This window comes from Pseudomonas zanjanensis (genome assembly GCF_014268745.2).
Taxonomy (GTDB): Bacteria; Pseudomonadota; Gammaproteobacteria; order Pseudomonadales; family Pseudomonadaceae; genus Aquipseudomonas; species Aquipseudomonas zanjanensis.
On the sequence record NZ_JABWRB020000001.1, the window covers coordinates 2,437,537 to 2,453,853 of the forward strand.

A 16,317-nucleotide genomic window follows, 5' to 3' on the forward strand; every position below is an offset into this window, starting at 1 on the left:
TCCACAGGTGCCGGCGAGGCGCCTGGCGGCTACAATGCGCGCTTCGACCGTGACCAGCCTGACTAAAAACAAATGTCCTTGCCCAAACATCATCTGGAATTGCTCAGCCCCGCCCGCGACGTGACCATCGCCCGCGAGGCCATCCTGCATGGCGCCGACGCCGTGTACATCGGTGGCCCGAGTTTCGGCGCACGTCACAACGCCTGCAACGAGGTGGGCGATATCGCCCGGCTGGTGGAATTCGCCCACCGCTACCACGCCCGTGTGTTCACGACCATCAACACCATCCTGCACGACAACGAACTGGAGCCGGCCCGCCAGCTGATCCACCAGTTGTACGATGCCGGCGTCGACGCGTTGATCGTCCAGGACCTGGGGGTGATGGAGCTGGATATCCCGCCCATCGAGCTGCACGCCAGCACCCAGACCGACATCCGCACCCTGGCCCGGGCCAAGTTCCTCGACCAGGCCGGTTTCTCGCAACTGGTCCTGGCCCGTGAGCTGAACCTGCAGGAGATCCGCGCCATCGCCGACGAGACCGATGCGGCCATCGAGTTCTTCATCCACGGCGCGTTGTGCGTGGCCTTTTCCGGCCAGTGCAACATCTCCCACGCCCAGAACGGCCGCAGCGCCAACCGTGGCGACTGCTCCCAGGCCTGTCGCCTGCCCTACACCTTGAAGGACGACCAGGGCCGGGTGGTCGCCTATGAAAAACACCTGCTGTCGATGAAAGACAACAACCAGAGCGCCAACATCCGCGCCCTGGTCGAAGCCGGCGTGCGTTCGTTCAAGATCGAAGGGCGCTACAAGGACATGGGCTATGTGAAGAACATCACCGCCTATTACCGCCAGCGCCTGGACGATGTCCTTGAAGACCGCCCGGACCTGGCCCGTGCGTCCAGCGGCCGCACCGCACACTTCTTCGTTCCCGACCCGGACAAGACCTTCCACCGTGGCAGCACCGACTATTTCGTCAGCGAGCGCAAGATCGACATCGGCGCCTTCGACTCGCCGACCTTCACCGGCGTGCCGGTGGGCGTGGTGGAAAAAGTCGGCAAGCGCGACTTGCAAGTGGTGACCTTCGATCCGCTGTCCAACGGCGACGGCCTCAACGTGCTGGTCAAGCGCGAAGTCGTCGGTTTCCGCGCCAACATCGCCGAGCCCAAGGGTGAGTTCGAAGAGGACGGCCAGAAGCGTTACCGCTACCGCGTCGAACCCAACGAGATGCCAGCCGGTATGTACCAGTTGCGCCCCAACCATCCGTTGAGCCGCAACCTGGACCACAATTGGCAGCAAGCATTGCTCAAGACCTCTTCCGAGCGTCGGGTCGGCCTGGCCTGGGTGGCGTGTCTGCGTGAAGAACGCCTGGAACTGACCGCCACCAGCGAAGAAGGCATCAGCGCCAGTGTTGCCCTCGATGGGCCGTTCGGCCTGGCGAACAAGCCGGAACAGGCCCTGGAGCAACTGCACGACCTGCTCGGCCAACTGGGCACCACCGAATACCACGCCACCGCCATCGAGCTGGATGCGCCCCAGGCGTTTTTCATCCCCAACTCGCAGCTCAAGGCGTTGCGCCGCGAAGCCATCGAAGCCCTGACCGCCGCCCGCATCGAGGCCCACCCACGCGGTGGCCGCAAGGCCGAGACCAGCCCGCCACCGGTGTACCCGGAGTCGCACCTGTCGTTCCTGGCCAACGTCTATAACCAGAAGGCCCGGGACTTCTACCATCGCCACGGGGTCAAGCTGATCGACGCGGCATTCGAGGCCCACGAGGAAACCGGTGAAGTGCCGGTGATGATCACCAAACACTGCCTGCGCTTCTCGTTCAACCTGTGCCCCAAGCAGGCCAAGGGCGTCACCGGCGTGCGCACCAAGGTCGCGCCGATGCAGCTGATCCACGGTGATGAAGTGCTGACGCTGAAGTTCGACTGCAAACCTTGCGAGATGCACGTGGTCGGCAAGATCAAGGGCCACATCCTCGACCTGCCATTGCCCGGCAGCACGGCGCAGCCCGTGGTAGGCCATATCAGCCCGGAAGACCTGCTCAAGACGATCCCGCGCGCACCGCATTAAGCAATAGCAAGCCCACATTGGGTTTCGGGCGTTCACAAAACATGCATCCACCACAGGTCCCTGTGGGAGCGGGCTTGCTCGCGAAGGCGGCATAACAGTCAACGATGATGTTGAATGTGCTGGCCTCTTCGCGAGCAAGCCCGCTCCCACACAGAGTATCGGGTGCTTGGAATGGATGTTTCATTTCTGCGTCGTTTTCGCTTTTCCGGGCGACAAATCGTGTTCAAGGGGCTCCCCCGCCGCGCGCTCATGGTGTTAGGTTGTAAGTGATTGTTTCCATCAAACGACACTTCTCCCCTGCAAAGGAATGCCTGCCACCATGAACTTCCCGTTCAAGCGTCTTGCCATTGCCACCCTCATACTGTCCAGCCTGTCGTCATTCGCGATGTCGGCCAGCGCCAACATCACCGCACAACAAAGCGCGGCCATCGTCAAAACCTTCTCCGACACCTCCGTCAAGGATTTCAGGCACTTCCTTGGAGAGGTCGCCAAGAGCGACCTGGCCAAAACCGCCGACCTCGGCCCGGCCATCAGCGCCTTCCAAGACAACAAGACGCTGACCGCTGAACAACAGAACGAAATCCACCGCTTGCTGGGCCTTTACGCTCGGGTGAAATACGGCGAAGCCGCCACCGAGACGCTGAAGGAACTGGCCGCCATCCCGACCTATCGCAAGGACGGCGTTGCCCAGCACGAGAACCCGGAATTCCTCAAGATCGCCGACGAGATCAAGCGCCTCGCCGAATCCTTCGACCTGAACTTCCGCAACATCGACAACCGCGTCTATGAGATTTCCCTAGAAGGCAGCGGCGATGAAGTCGTTGGCATCCACGCCCATGCCGACGTGGTCCCGGTCACGCCGGAGAACTGGGTGTTGAAAGACGGTACGCGCCTCGATCCGTTCAAGGTCACCCTGGTGGGTGATCGCATGTATGGCCGCGGTACCGAGGACGACAAGAACGGTATCGTCGTGACGCTCTACGCCATGAAAATCATCAAGGAAGAAAAACTGCCGCTGGCGCGCAACTTCAAGCTGCTGGTCGACACCACCGAAGAAACCACCGGCGACGCCATCCCCTATTATTTCGAACGCAACCCGACGCCCAATTACAACCTGGCGCTGGATGGCGGCTACCCCGTGGTGATCGCCGAGAAAGGCTACGGCACGGTCATGGCCAACTTCCCTCGCCGCGCGGCCCAGGGCAAGGGCGCCGAAATCATCGCGTTGACGGGGGGCATGGCGGCCAACCAGATCCCGTCGACCTCGGTGGCGACATTCGTGACCGACCAGCCCACAGATCTGGCAGCGAACCTGCTCAAGGCCGGCACCGAATTCGCCAAGGCCAATGGCGGCGACTTTGAGGTAAAAAGCGCAGTGGCCGACAACGCGGTCAAGCTGACCTTCACTGGCGTTTCGGCCCACTCCTCCGAGCCCGAATCAGGCGTCAACCCGGTCTCCAGAATGCTGGTGTTCATCAACGGTCTCGACGGCAAGGTCGCCCTCAAGCACAACCATATCACCGACGCCGCCCGCTACGCCGCCGACAACTGGGGCCTGGACTATCTGGGCAACAAGCTGGGGATTGGCTTCTCCGATGCATTCATGGGGCCGCTGACCGCATCCCTGACCTACGTCGGCATGGATGAGCAGACCTTCAAGCTGGCGGTCAACCTGCGGGTGCCGGTGGGCAAGCCAACCGAAACGCTGAAGACTGAAATCAACGATAAGCTCTCCGCCTGGGCCAAGAAGTCCCAGGTCGCCGTAGCCTTCGACAACACTATCGACGCACCGATGTACCGAAATCCCGAAGGTGAATGGGTTAAGGCGCTACTCGCCGTCGCCACGGAGAACCTGGGCATGGAGCACACGTTCGGCACTTCCGCCGGCGCCACCTCGGTCCATGACCTGCCCAACGGCGTGCAATTCGGCCTGGCGATGCCCAACGTCAAGTACACCGGGCACAACGACAATGAGTTCAAGACGGTGGAGCAGTTCCTGCTGGACTTGCAGATCGTGACCGAGATGATGGGGCGGATCGGGCAGTTGCCGAAGCTCTGATCGGCCCTGAGCGAGACGGTTATCAAGGCCTGTGGGTGATCATTGTGGCGAGGGAGCTTGCTCCCGCTCGGTTGCGCAGCGACCGCAAGTTTTTTGGGACTGCTGCGCAGTCCAGCGGGAGCAATCTCTGGCCACAGGTTTACCCTTATTCCTTCACCTTATTCCTTCAGGTGAGTAGCGCTTGGATCGATGACCTTCGCGGTAACGTCGACCAACTCCAGCCCCCAATCCCCATGCAGGTACCAGTCCTCGCCGATCATCTCGGCCGGGTGCATCGTGCGATCGGCACCGTTGCCGCAGGCCAGCGCACTGGTCGGACAGTAACGATCACACCCCCAGCAAATGCGCTCGGGATGCTTGGGACTGATGGGAAACGGCTTTGCCATGAGGCCCCCGTATAACCAATGGGTGTACCCGTACCCTACTCCGGCGGGCCACTGCCGCCCTTGATCCTGATCAAGAACAGCCGCACGGGAACGAACTGACGTTCACCGATCAAAAATTCACGCTGAAAATTGACAAGAATCATTATTATTCGCAGCGAAGCTTCCTAGACTCGGCGCCATCCTTTAGCCAACCAGGAAGTCATCATGCGTACCCTTGCTCCGTTGTCCCTCGCCCTGCTGTTGCTGCCAACATTGGCCCAGGCCAAGGAATACCCCATCGGCGAACCGCAACTGTGCCCGGGGCTGGAAGTCGGCGCGGTGTACCTGCAACCGATCGAAATGGCCCCCGCCGGGATGATGCGCGCCACGGCCGAGTCCGACGTGCACCTGGAAGCCGACATCCGCGCCACCGCGGACAACCAGCAAGGCTTCCAGGAAGGCAGTTTCGTGCCTTATCTGAACGTGTCGTTCCAACTGAAGAAACAAGGCAACGACACCGCGCTCAAGGGCGACTTCCACGCCATGGTCGCCAACGACGGGCCGCACTACGGCGACAACGTCAAGCTGCTCGGCCCTGGCAAATATCAATTGACCTTCACCGTCCTGCCACCGGGCGGCCACGCCTCCCTCGGTCGTCATACCGACAAGGAAACCGGCGTGGCGCCGTGGTTCGAACGCTGCGAACTGCACTACGAATTCGTCTACGCCGGGATCGGTAAAAAAGGCGGGTACTGAACATGAGCCACCGATCCTGGCTGTCCTGCCTAGCCTGGCTGACACTGGTCGGTCTGCTGCTGCCATCCATCGCCCAGGCCGAACTGCCCACTTATGAATTGAGCATCCGCGACGGGCATTTCACGCCGCCACAGTTGGAAGTACCGGCCGGGCAACGCTTCAAGATCGTATTGAAAAATGTCGGCCAGGGCCCGGCGGAGTTCGAAAGCACGCCATTGCGCGTCGAGAAAGTGCTCTCGCCCGGCGTTACGACGTTCGTGGTCATTCATCCGCTGCGCCCTGGGCACTACCCGTTTTTCGACGAATTCAATCCGCAACTGCCCGAGGGCGGGATTCTCGCCCGGTAATCGGCCAGCAGGAGGCGTTAGCATGACTCAATCGATGTTTATTGTCTGGCGCGAAAGCGTCGAGGCATTGTTGGTGATCGGGATTCTCCAGGCCTGGGTCAGCCAGCAGCAACAGGCCAGCCAACTGCGACGTTATGTATGGGCCGGCGCGGCGTTGGGCTTGCTGCTTTCCGGCGTGCTGGCCGGCCTGATCCTGCTCGCCGGCGAGGCCATGAGCGGTACCACCAGTGAATGGTTCCAGGCGGCGTTGGCCTTGGTCGCCAGCTTGCTGATCGTGCAGATGGTCGGCTGGATGCACCGAAACGCACGGACGCTCAAGCATGACCTGACACGCCACGCCGACCAGCGCCTGGGCCGCCAGGGTGGCCTGGGCCTGTTGGTCCTGGCCTTGCTCGCCGTCAGCCGCGAAGGCAGTGAAACCGTGGTCTTCCTGTATGGCGCCGGTGCGCGCCTGCAGGGGCCGCCATTGGGCTTGTTCGCCGTGGGCGCACTGGCCGGGCTGGTGTTGTCGCTGCTGACCGTCTCCCTGCTGCACAGCAGTCGCCGGTTCATCTCGTGGCCGCGTTTTTTTGCCATCAGCGAAGCGATCCTGCTGCTGTTGGGCGCGGCACTGCTGGTCAGCGCCTTCGAGCGGGTCGGCGGGCAATTGCTGGCGATGGATTGGCCCGAGGCGGTGTATCGCGGCATTGGCGACGCGCTGTGGGACAGCAGTGCGCTCCTCGACGACGGCCACGGTTTGGGTGGGTTCCTGGCGGATTTCGCTGGGTATCGGGCCAGTCCGAGTGCGATGACGTTGCTGGTGTGGCTGGGCTATTGGGGAGTGGTCGCGGGTTGGTTGCGACCACGTAAGGCGGAAACCCTGCCATGCCCGACCTGAACCCCTGGCTCCAACGCCTGGGCGACGGCATGCGTCGCCATGGCTCGGCAATTCGTGCGGTGCAATGGGCGGTGGTGCTGTTCTACGCGGTGCTGTTGGTGGTGCCGGCCCTGTTGCCATTACCCACTAGTCAGGCGCGGCTGTTGGACAACCTGACGCTGCTGGCGCAGTTCCTGTTCTGGGGCATCTGGTGGCCGTTCGTGTTGCTGTCGATCGTGCTGTTCGGTCGCCTCTGGTGTGGCGTGTTGTGCCCGGAAGGCGCTTTGAGCGAATGGGCCAGCCAGTACGGCAAGGGCCTCGGGGTGCCGCGCGGGGTGCGCTGGGCTGGCTGGCCGACTTTGGCGTTCTGCCTGACCACGGTCTACGGCCAGTTGATCAGCGTGTACGACTATGCCCAGGCAGCGCTGTTGATCCTCGGGGGCTCGACCGTCGCCGCAGTGATCGTCGGCCTGTTGTTCGCCCGGGGCAAGCGGGTGTGGTGCCGTTACCTGTGCCCGGTCAGCGGTGTGTTTGCCCTGCTCGCTCGCCTGGCGCCGGTGCACTTCCAGGTGGACGAACAACGCTGGCTGGACAACCCGCCGCCCCGGCGCCCGCCCCCCAACTGCGCACCGCTGCTGGACATCCGTCGCCTGCGCGGCGCCGCCGATTGCCACGCCTGTGGTCGTTGCAGCGGCCAGCGCGACGCGGTACGGCTGATTGCCCGCTCCAGCAACGCGGAAATCCTCCAGGCGACGACCAACACACTTTCGCCCTGGGACGCTCGCCTGCTGCTGTTCGGTGTCATCGGCCTGGCCATGGGCGCGTTCCAGTGGACCGTCAGCCCTTGGTTCATCGACCTCAAGCAAAACCTGGCCCAATGGCTGGTGAATCACGATTGGCTCTGGGCACTCCAGGACAACGCGCCCTGGTGGCTGCTGACCCACTACCCGCAACTCAATGACAGTTTCAGTTGGCTCGACGGCTTTTGCATCGTCGCGTACCTGGGCCTGAGTGCGCTGTTGATGGGCACTTCGTTGCTGTTTCTCATGCGCCTGGCCGCTTGGCTCTCAGGCCACACGGCAAACTACCAGCCCCTGGCCCTCACCCTGACGCCCCTTGGCGGTGCCGGGTTGTTCCTCGGTTTGTCGGCAACCACGGTCAAGTTGTTGCGCTATGAAGGCCTGTTGCTGGAGTGGGTACCGCCGGCCCGGGCCGCGCTTTTAACGGCCGCGATCGCCTGGAGCCTGTGGCTGGGCTGGAAGCGCCTGCAGGCAAGCGTGGCATCGCCGATCCGACGCGTGCCCGCCATGGCCTGCCTGGTCCTGGCCAGCGGCTGGGTGGGGTATGGCTGGTGGTTGCAATTCTGGGGCTGGTGATCGAGGGATTGCGGGGATTTCACAAAAGCCATTCCCACCACAATTCCCCTGTGGGAGCGGGCTTGCTCGCGAATGCGTCGGGTCAGCTACATATACATTGACTGACAAACCGCCTTCGCGAGCAAGCCCGCTCCCACAATGGTTTCGGGGTGATTGTTGAATTTGTATTCACCACAGATCCCTGTGGGAGCGAGCTTGCTCGCGAAGGGGGCGTGTCAGACGACATCCCTGCCAGCAGACCCACCGCTATCCACCACTCAACTGCGCAACACAAACGAAGGAAACAGCTCGCGCATCGCCGCCCATAACTCAGGCTGCAAGGCCTGCGCCGAGACGCTGGAAAGATGAGGATCAAGCATCCGGGCAGTGCGCACCAGTTGCACGGCAAAGCGGCTGACGCCACGCTCGTTCAGGCGCCGGGCCAGGGTCAGCAACCGTTCGGGGTCGAACAGATGCCAGTGCACCGTCGTGCGACATTCATAGTCCACGCCGCTGTCCAGCAAATGATCGAGGCTGCGCCAGTTGGCGGCGCCGCTGCCTTCGACCCGGGTCACGTCCAGGGCATCTTCGGGCAAGGCCTTGACGTCGAAGCCCACCCAATCGGCTTGCCCAACTACCTTGGCGAAGGCCGCCGGCTTGATGCCAGCGCTGTGCAGGCCGATGCGAAAACCCATCTGCCGCACTTCTTCCATGGCCGGCCCCAGGCCGTCCTGCAAGGTCGGCTCGCCGCCGCTGAACACCACGGCGTCGAGCAGATCCTGCCGGCGTTGCAGAAACGCCAACACCCGGCACCAATCCACCTCTTCGCTACCGCGCGGCGGAATCAGTTGCGGGTTATGGCAATAACGACAACGCCAGGCACAGCCCTGGCAAAACAGCACACACGCCAGTTGGCCCGGATAATCGAGGGTGGTCAGGGGCACCATGCCCCCGACCCGTAGCACTCGACTCATGGACGCCCGGCCGCGCGTTCGGTGAAGTGCACCCGCTCGCGGTGCTCGGACTGCTTGCCCGGGTTGAAGGCCGTTACCGGGCGGTGATAACCCATCACGCGGGTCCAGACTTCGCAACGTTGACGTTGTGCTTGGGGAAGGCTTTGCGATGCATTCATGGGTGAAGCTCCTTGCGGTCGATGGATCGGATCAGTGAACGCTGCCCTGGCGCTGTTGTTGCAGCAGCAAGGCCTCGTCGCATTTGGGGCAAAACTCGTGTTCGCCAGCCAGGTAGCCGTGCACCGGGCAGATGGAAAAGGTCGGCGTGATGGTCAGGTACGGCAGGCGGAAACGTCCCAGGGCCTTGCGCACCAGTTGCTTGCAGGCCTGGGTGGAGGAAATCTGCTCGGCCATGTACAGGTGCAACACGGTGCCGCCGGTGTACTTGCATTGCAGTTCGTCTTGCAGCTCCAGGGCTTCGAACGGATCCTCGGTGAAGCCCACCGGCAGTTGCGAGGAGTTGGTGTAGTACGGCGCGACCGGGCTGCCGGCCTGCAGGATATCCGGGTAGCGCTTGAGGTCTTCCTTGGCGAAGCGGTACGTGGTGCCTTCGGCGGGCGTGGCCTCGAGGTTGTAGAGGTGACCGGTTTCCTCCTGGAAACGCAGCAGCGTGGCGCGCACGTGATCCAGCAGTTTCAGGGCGAAGGCCCGGCCCTGCTCGGTGTGCAGGCCTTGTTGGTCATCGGTGAAGTTGCGCAGCATTTCGTGCAGGCCATTCACGCCAATGGTGGAGAAGTGATTGCGCAACGTGCCCAGGTAGCGCTTGGTGTAGGGATACAAGCCAGCATCCATGTGATGCTGGATGACCTTGCGCTTGACCTCCAGGCTCTCTTTCGCCAGTTCCATCAGGGTATCGATGCGTTGCAGCAACCCACTGGTGTTGCCTTTGTACAGGTAGCCCAGGCGCGCGCAGTTGATCGTCACCACCCCCAGGGAGCCGGTCTGTTCCGCGGAGCCGAACAAGCCGCCACCGCGCTTGAGCAGCTCGCGCACGTCCAGTTGCAGGCGGCAGCACATCGAGCGCACCTGGTTGGGTTGCATGTCCGAGTTGAGGAAGTTCTGGAAATACGGCAAGCCGTAGCGGGCGGTCATTTCGAACAGCCGGTCGGCGTTCTCGCTGTCCCACGGGAAGTCGTGAGTGATGTTGTAGGTCGGGATCGGGAAAGTGAAGACCCGGCCTTTCGCATCGCCGGCCTGCATCACCTCGATGTAGGCGCGGTTGATCAACTCCATTTCCGCTTGCAGGTCACCGTAGGCGAACGGCATTTCTTCGCCGCCGATGATCGGGATCTGCTCACGCAGGTCCTGGGGACAGACCCAGTCGAATGTCAGGTTGGTGAACGGGGTTTGCGTGCCCCAGCGCGACGGTACGTTGAGGTTGTAGATGAACTCCTGCAACGACTGGCGGACCTCGTCGTAGCTGAGCTGATCCTTGCGCACATAGGGCGCCAGGTAGGTATCGAACGAGCTGAACGCCTGGGCGCCGGCCCATTCGTTTTGCAGGGTGCCGAGGAAATTCACCATCTGGCCCAGGGCACTGCTCAAGTGCTTGGGCGGCCCAGCCTCGACCCGCCCGGGCACGCCGTTGAGACCTTCGTGCAGCAAGGTGCGCAAGGACCAACCGGCACAGTAGCCGGCGAGCATGTCCAAGTCGTGGATATGCAGGTCTGCCTCGCGGTGCGCCTCGCCGATGGCCTGGCTGTAGACTTCGTCGAGCCAGTAGTTGGCGGTGACCTTGCCCGACACGTTGAGGATCAGCCCGCCCAGGGAATAACCCTGGTTGGCGTTAGCCTGCACGCGCCAGTCTTCGCGATCCAGGTATTCGTTCATCGACGTGGCGACTTCCACCAGCGTACGACGATCCCGACGCAGGCGTCCGTGTTGCTCACGGTAGACGATGTAGGCGCGCATGGACAGGAAGTACCCGGCGTCCATCAGCACACGTTCGACCCGGTCCTGGATCTGCTCGACATTCAACCGCGTCTGCCCTTCCAACCGCGCCAATACCGCCTCAAGCAAGCCTTCAGCCTCGGCTTCGGCGTATTCGCCGGTGGCCTTGCCAGCGGCGATCAACGCCTGGCGGATCTTGTCCGCATCAAAGGCGACCACACTGCCATCGCGCTTGTGCAAGCGGTTACAGCCTACTGAGATCAACGTGCTCTGCATTTTGGCTCCAGATACTACATATAGGTGTTATTTATATTTAAGACACAATATGCAGTGGAGATTACGGACAAAAGGCAGGGTTGCAATTGATCGACATCAAGAATTGGGGGCGACTGCCATCAGCCTTGAAAGGTCATTTTGGAAGCCTCCCCAGATCCCCAGTGGGAGCGAGCAAGCTCGCTCCCACATTGGTTTCGGAGTGACTGCAGGATCTGAATTCACCCAAAATCCCCCTGTGGGAGCGGGCTTGCTCGCGAAGAGGCCAGCACATTCAACATCCATGCAAGCTGACCCACCGCCTTCGCGAGCAAGCCCGCTCCCACAGGAGTTTCGGGGTAACTGTGGGATTTATATTCATCACAGCCCCCCTTCTGCTAACCACCACTCATGTTCATGAACCGCACGATCTGTACTTCCCCGCCAGGGCTGAAGTCATGCTGCAAGGGCTTGCCCTTGAGTGCCTGTTTGATCGACTGAATGATCGGCTGATCGTCCAGCGGATAACGCCGCAGCAAGCCCCGCAGGTCGAGGGAGTCCTCTTGCCCGAGGCACAGCAGCAAGCGCCCTTCGACGGTCATGCGCACGCGATTGCAACTGGCGCAGAAGTTATGGGTGTTGGGCGAAATGAAACCGATGCGGGTCTGCGGATGATGCGCCAGGCGCACATAACGCGCCGGCCCGCCGCTGCTCTCGGCACTGTCGAGCAGGCGATGATGGCGGGCGATCTCGGCCCTCACCTCATCGCTGGAACAGAACGACTCGCCCCGGGAACGCCCCACCTCGCCCAAGGGCATTTCTTCGATGAAACTGATGTCGATGCGTTGATCGATGGCGTACTGCACCAACGCCGGGACTTCATCGAAGTTGCGCCCTTTCATGACCACGCAGTTGAGCTTGATCCGCTCGAACCCAGCGACCTTCGCCGCGTCGATGCCGGCCAGCACCCGGTCCAGATCGCCGTTACGGGTGATCGCCCGAAAACGCTCGCCGTCCAGGCTGTCGAGGCTGATGTTCATGCGTTTGACCCCAGCGTCCACCAGGGGCTGGGCCAATCGTCCCAACTGCGAGCCATTGCTGGTCATCACCAGTTCCCGCAGGCCGGGCAATGCCGCGATGTCGCGACACAGCCCGACGATGCCCGGACGGATCAGCGGCTCGCCACCGGTCAGGCGGATTTTCTTCACCCCCAGGCCGACGAACAGCCGCGCCAGGCGCTGCAATTCCTCCAGGGTCAACACTTGCTGACGCGGCAGGAAGGTCATGTTCTTCGCCATGCAATACACACAACGAAAATCACAACGATCGGTCACCGACATCCGCAAATAATCGATCTGGCGCCCAAACCCGTCCTGCAACACCGCGTTCATGAAGATCTCCCGATTGAGCCCGTGCTCACTGCACCAGCGGCGAGTCGGCGCCCTGAAGGTGAATGCCGCGAATGTCCGCCGCACCGATCAGGGTTTGCAGGTACTGCACCAGCGCCTTTTGCCAAACGCCCTGCTGCAACTGGGTACGAATCGCCGTCGCCACCGCCTCATACGGCAATGGCTGGCCATCGATGCGCTGGTCGATGCTGATCACGTGCCAGCCATAACGGCTTTCCAGCGGTTTGCTGGCCAGGCCCGCCGGCAGGGTGAACAACTGGCGCTCCAGCTCCGGCACGGTCTGGCCCTTGCTGATCTGCCCCAACGAGCCGCCCTGCTCCTTGGATGGACACGCCGAATACTTCAGTGCCAGCTCGGCGAAGCTGCCCGGGAACTGGTCCAACCGTTCCAGCAGCAGCTCGGCCTGGACATGGGCCAGGCTGCGGGCCTCGGCATCGTCCGGCGCACATTCGAGCAGGATGTGCCGCACCGCCAGCAATGGCGCGCTGTGGAAGCGAGCGCGGTTGCTTTCGTAGTAACGCAGGCAGGTGGCCTCGTCGCACTGCGGCACCAGCACCTCACGTTCCAGCAACAGCCGCGTCGCCGCTTCTTCTTCGTTTTCACCGGCACCGACCTGCAACGCCAGGCCCAGCTCGGCGATGCGCTGCTGGAGCAATTCGCGAATCACCAGCGCCCGAGCGGCCTGGTAGACCGCCTCCTCGCGACTGTCAGCCGGGTGATATTGCAGCTCCTGGGCCATCGCCTGCGGGGCGATCGACACCCCGTTGACGCTGATGATCGGCCACTCCTGCTCACTGCTGGCGATCAGCTGTGGCGCTTCATCCTCTGCCACCGGCCCCGCCTGGGCCGGCTCGAACTGCACCGCCCCAACCGGCTCCACATCAACCACCGGCGGCACTTTTGCCGAGGAACCGCAACCACCGCCCCCGCTACCACCGCCACATCCGCATCCACTCGCCATGATCTTCTCCTCAGAACTTCTGCCGAACGATTTGATAACGACGCCCCAGGTACCAGACCGGCGCACTGACGATGTGGACCAGACGGGTGAACGGGAACAGCACGAACAGCGTCAGGCCCAGCACCACGTGGAGCTTGTAGACCAGGCCCACCGGCGCGATCGAGGTCGCGGCTTCAACCGGGCGCAACAGCACGGTGTTCTGGGCCCAGTCGGCCAGCATCACCATCACCGAGCCGTCCATATGGGCGGTGGATGCGACGATGGTCATCAGCCCCAACACCAACTGCACCAGCAATACCACCAGCACCAGGATGTCCGACACATTGGAGGTGGCGCGCACCCGAGGGTCGGTCAGGCGCCGGTTGAGCAGCATCAGCAAACCGATCAGGCCGAGCACACCGAAGAAACCGCCGGAAACCATCGCCAGCAACTGCTTGTTCTCGGTACTCAGGAAGTGGTGATACACCGCCGAAGGTGTCAGCAGCCCGACGAAATGCCCGGCCAGCACGAACAGCACACCGATGTGAAACAGGTTGCTGGCCACGCGCATGCCGCGCTTGTTCAGCATCTGGCTCGAACCGGCCTTCCAGGTGTACTGGGACAGATCAAAGCGTGCCCAACTGCCGAGCAGGCAAATCGCCAAAGCGACATAGGGGTAGACCCCGAACAACAACAGATCCCATTTAGACATTGCCCACCTCCCCGGCAGGCGCTGCGGCCCGCCCTTCATGCTGAAAATCCACCCAGTGCAGCGGCACTGCACTTTCGTCCCGGGCCTTGCCCGGCGCGCTTGGCATCGAACTGCAGCGGTCCTGCTGCTCGGCCTTCATGAAATCCACGGCCTCTTCTTCCCAGACCTTGTCCAGGGCTTCTAGGGAGTCATCCCGATGCTCGGCCTTCACCTGTTCGAGCATCTCGGCCACCGCCGCCTGGGGTTCTGTCCCGGCGATCTGCAACAAGGCCCGGAAGCAACTGGCGTAGGCGCTTTCACGCTCCTCCAGGCGCGCCGCGAGCAAGGCCAGCAGGTGCGCCACATCGGCCAGACCCTCGCGGGCCTCCAAGTCTTCGCGGGTGGAGAGAAACTCCAGGTACAGCGGGATGTAGTCGGGCAGTTCCTTGACGCCGATGGCGAACCCGGCTTCTTCGTACTGGGCCATCATGTCGACCATGGCCTGGCCCCGGTCGCGGGACTCGCCATGGACGTGTTCGAACAGCAGCAGCGACAGTGAACGACCGCGGCCGAACAGCGCACCGTAGTGCTCCTGGCCATCCATCAGGTCCTGGCCGCAGACCAGCTCCAGCAACTCGAACAAACCGGCACGCTGGGCGGGACTGATTTCCCGCGCCTGCACGATGGCCTGCTCCAGCTCGTCGCGACCAGCCACCAGGGTCTCGGTCGGGTAATCGAGCAGCAACGAAATCACCTTGAGAATGCGCATGCTCATTCCTCCCACAACTGTACGGTCTTGATCACGTCGCGGCGGTTGGCTTTCTTGCCACCGAACATGTTGGTGTCGGAGCTGCCGCTGCAACCGCTGCCGAAACTGAAACCACAACCGGAGCGCTCGGCGAACGCGTCGCTCATGGCGTCTTCGCGGTGGGCACTCGGCACCACGAAACGGTCTTCGTAGTTAGCGATGGCCAGGTAGCGGTACATCTCTTCCACCTGGTTCACGCTCAGGCCGACGTCAGCCAGCACTTGCAGGTCCTGCACGCCGTCGACCTGCTCGGCCCGTTTGTAGGCGCGCATCGCCAGCAAGCGTTTGAGCGCAAGCTTGACCGGCTTTTCATCGCCGGCGGTGAGCATGTTCGCCAGGTAGCGCAGCGGGATCCGCAGGCTGTCGACGTCCGGGATCACCCCGTTCATACCCACCGTGCCAGCCGTGGCAGCGTTCTGGATCGGCGACAGCGGCGGCACGTACCAGACCATCGGCAAGGTGCGGTATTCCGGGTGCAGCGGCAGTGCGAGTTTCCAGTCCACGGCCATTTTGTAGACCGGCGAACGTTGGGCCGAATCGATCACCGACTGCGGCACGCCATCGGCCAGGGCCTGGCGAATCACCGCCGGGTCGTTCGGGTCGAGGAAGATCTCCAGTTGCTTCTCGTACAGGTCCTGCTCGTTGGCGGTGCTCGCCACTTCGCTGATGCGGTCGGCGTCATACAGCAGCACACCGAGGTAACGGATCCGACCGACGCAGGTTTCGGCGCAAACGGTCGGCATCCCGGCTTCAATGCGCGGGTAGCAGAAGATGCATTTTTCCGACTTGCCGCTCTTCCAGTTGAAGTAGATCTTCTTGTACGGGCAGCCGCTGATGCACATGCGCCAGCCGCGGCATTTCTCCTGGTCGATGAGAACGATGCCGTCCTCCTCGCGTTTGTAGATCGCACCGCTCGGGCACGACGCCGCGCACGCCGGGTTCAGGCAGTGCTCGCACAGGCGCGGCAGGTACATCATGAAGGTGTTTTCGTACTCGCCGTAGATGTCCGCCTGGATCTTGTCGAAGTTCTTGTCCTTGCGCCGCTTGGCGAATTCAGTACCGAGGATTTCCTCCCAGTTCGGGCCCCACTCGATCTTCTCCATGCGCTTGCCCGACACCACCGAGCGTGGGCGCGCGGTGGGTTGGTGCTCGCCCAGCGGTGCGGTGTGCAAGTGCTGGTAGTCGAAGTCGAACGGCTCGTAGTAATCGTCCAGGCTCGGCAGGTCCGGGTTGGCGAAGATGTTCGCCAGCACGCGGAACTTGCCGCCGATGCGCGGGTTGATCGAGCCGTCGGCGTTGCGCACCCAGCCACCCTTCCACTTGTCCTGGTTCTCCCATTCCTTGGGATAGCCGATGCCCGGCTTGGATTCGACGTTGTTGAACCAGGCGTATTCCATGCCTTCACGGCTGGTCCAGACGTTCTTGCAGGTAATCGAGCAGGTGTGGCAGCCGATGCATTTGTCCAGGTTCAGGACCATGCCGATTTGTGAGCGAATCTTCATC

15 protein-coding genes are annotated in these 16,317 nt (G+C 62.3%); 6 read left to right on the plus strand and 9 right to left on the minus strand.

Annotated features, from left to right (window positions below):
- Window positions 1-72 precede the first annotated feature (72 nt).
- Both HU715_RS10135 and HU715_RS10140 read left to right on the plus strand, forming a co-directional pair.
- On the plus strand, window positions 73-2,073 hold the full coding sequence (locus HU715_RS10135) for a peptidase U32 family protein (protein WP_186705797.1): 2,001 nt from the start codon (window positions 73-75) through the stop codon (window positions 2,071-2,073).
- 319 nt (window positions 2,074-2,392) lie between these two features.
- On the plus strand, window positions 2,393-4,132 hold the full coding sequence (locus HU715_RS10140) for a dipeptidase (protein ID WP_186705796.1): 1,740 nt from the start codon (window positions 2,393-2,395) through the stop codon (window positions 4,130-4,132).
- Between the two features lie 158 nt (window positions 4,133-4,290).
- Here the strand turns inward: HU715_RS10140 and HU715_RS10145 are convergent, their stop codons facing one another.
- On the minus strand, window positions 4,291-4,518 hold the full coding sequence (locus HU715_RS10145; RefSeq protein WP_186705795.1) for a DUF3079 domain-containing protein: 228 nt from the start codon (window positions 4,516-4,518) through the stop codon (window positions 4,291-4,293).
- A gap of 204 nt (window positions 4,519-4,722) precedes the next feature.
- Between HU715_RS10145 and HU715_RS10150 the strand changes: the two genes are divergently transcribed.
- From HU715_RS10150 to HU715_RS10165, 4 genes are read left to right on the plus strand one after another with little or no spacing between them, the layout of a single operon-like run.
- The gene (locus tag HU715_RS10150; protein WP_186705794.1) at window positions 4,723-5,253 is read left to right on the plus strand and encodes an iron transporter; all 531 of its coding nucleotides are present in this window, start codon (window positions 4,723-4,725) and stop codon (window positions 5,251-5,253) included.
- Window positions 5,254-5,255: 2 nt separating this feature from the next.
- Window positions 5,256-5,600, plus strand: coding sequence for a cupredoxin domain-containing protein (locus tag HU715_RS10155; RefSeq protein WP_186705793.1), 345 nt, complete (start codon window positions 5,256-5,258; stop codon window positions 5,598-5,600).
- Window positions 5,601-5,622: 22 nt separating this feature from the next.
- Complete coding sequence (locus tag HU715_RS10160; protein ID WP_186705792.1) at window positions 5,623-6,477, plus strand: FTR1 family iron permease; 855 nt, start codon at window positions 5,623-5,625, stop codon at window positions 6,475-6,477.
- The gene (locus tag HU715_RS10165) at window positions 6,465-7,832 is read left to right on the plus strand and encodes a 4Fe-4S binding protein (RefSeq protein WP_186705791.1); all 1,368 of its coding nucleotides are present in this window, start codon (window positions 6,465-6,467) and stop codon (window positions 7,830-7,832) included. Before HU715_RS10160 ends, HU715_RS10165 begins: the two co-directional genes overlap by 13 nt.
- Window positions 7,833-8,089: 257 nt before the next feature.
- Here the strand turns inward: HU715_RS10165 and HU715_RS10170 are convergent, their stop codons facing one another.
- The 8 genes from HU715_RS10170 to narH form a co-directional block, all read right to left on the minus strand.
- Window positions 8,090-8,785 (minus strand): anaerobic ribonucleoside-triphosphate reductase activating protein, encoded by a 696-nt coding sequence (locus HU715_RS10170; protein WP_225917587.1) that lies wholly within the window; start codon window positions 8,783-8,785, stop codon window positions 8,090-8,092.
- Window positions 8,782-8,943, minus strand: a complete 162-nt coding sequence (nrdD, locus tag HU715_RS10175; RefSeq protein ID WP_014339185.1) for an anaerobic ribonucleoside-triphosphate reductase — start codon at window positions 8,941-8,943, stop codon at window positions 8,782-8,784. The genes HU715_RS10170 and nrdD overlap by 4 nt, the downstream gene beginning before the upstream one ends.
- A gap of 31 nt (window positions 8,944-8,974) precedes the next feature.
- Window positions 8,975-10,990, minus strand: a complete 2,016-nt coding sequence (locus tag HU715_RS10180) for a ribonucleoside triphosphate reductase (protein WP_186705790.1) — start codon at window positions 10,988-10,990, stop codon at window positions 8,975-8,977.
- 374 nt (window positions 10,991-11,364) lie between these two features.
- Window positions 11,365-12,357, minus strand: a complete 993-nt coding sequence (gene moaA, locus HU715_RS10185) for a GTP 3',8-cyclase MoaA (protein ID WP_186705789.1) — start codon at window positions 12,355-12,357, stop codon at window positions 11,365-11,367.
- Window positions 12,358-12,382: 25 nt separating this feature from the next.
- Window positions 12,383-13,336 (minus strand): peptidylprolyl isomerase, encoded by a 954-nt coding sequence (locus HU715_RS10190; protein ID WP_186705788.1) that lies wholly within the window; start codon window positions 13,334-13,336, stop codon window positions 12,383-12,385.
- 10 nt (window positions 13,337-13,346) lie between these two features.
- Window positions 13,347-14,027, minus strand: coding sequence for a respiratory nitrate reductase subunit gamma (narI, locus tag HU715_RS10195; RefSeq protein ID WP_186705787.1), 681 nt, complete (start codon window positions 14,025-14,027; stop codon window positions 13,347-13,349).
- Window positions 14,020-14,775 carry a nitrate reductase molybdenum cofactor assembly chaperone gene (gene narJ / locus HU715_RS10200; RefSeq protein ID WP_186705786.1) on the minus strand — a complete coding sequence of 252 codons (756 nt, stop codon included), beginning with the start codon at window positions 14,773-14,775 and terminating at the stop codon, window positions 14,020-14,022. The genes narI and narJ overlap by 8 nt, the downstream gene beginning before the upstream one ends.
- Before the next feature lie 2 nt (window positions 14,776-14,777).
- Window positions 14,778-16,316: a nitrate reductase subunit beta gene (narH, locus tag HU715_RS10205; protein WP_186705785.1), complete on the minus strand. Its 1,539-nt coding sequence runs from the start codon at window positions 16,314-16,316 to the stop codon at window positions 14,778-14,780.
- Between the last annotated feature and the right edge of the window lies 1 nt (window position 16,317).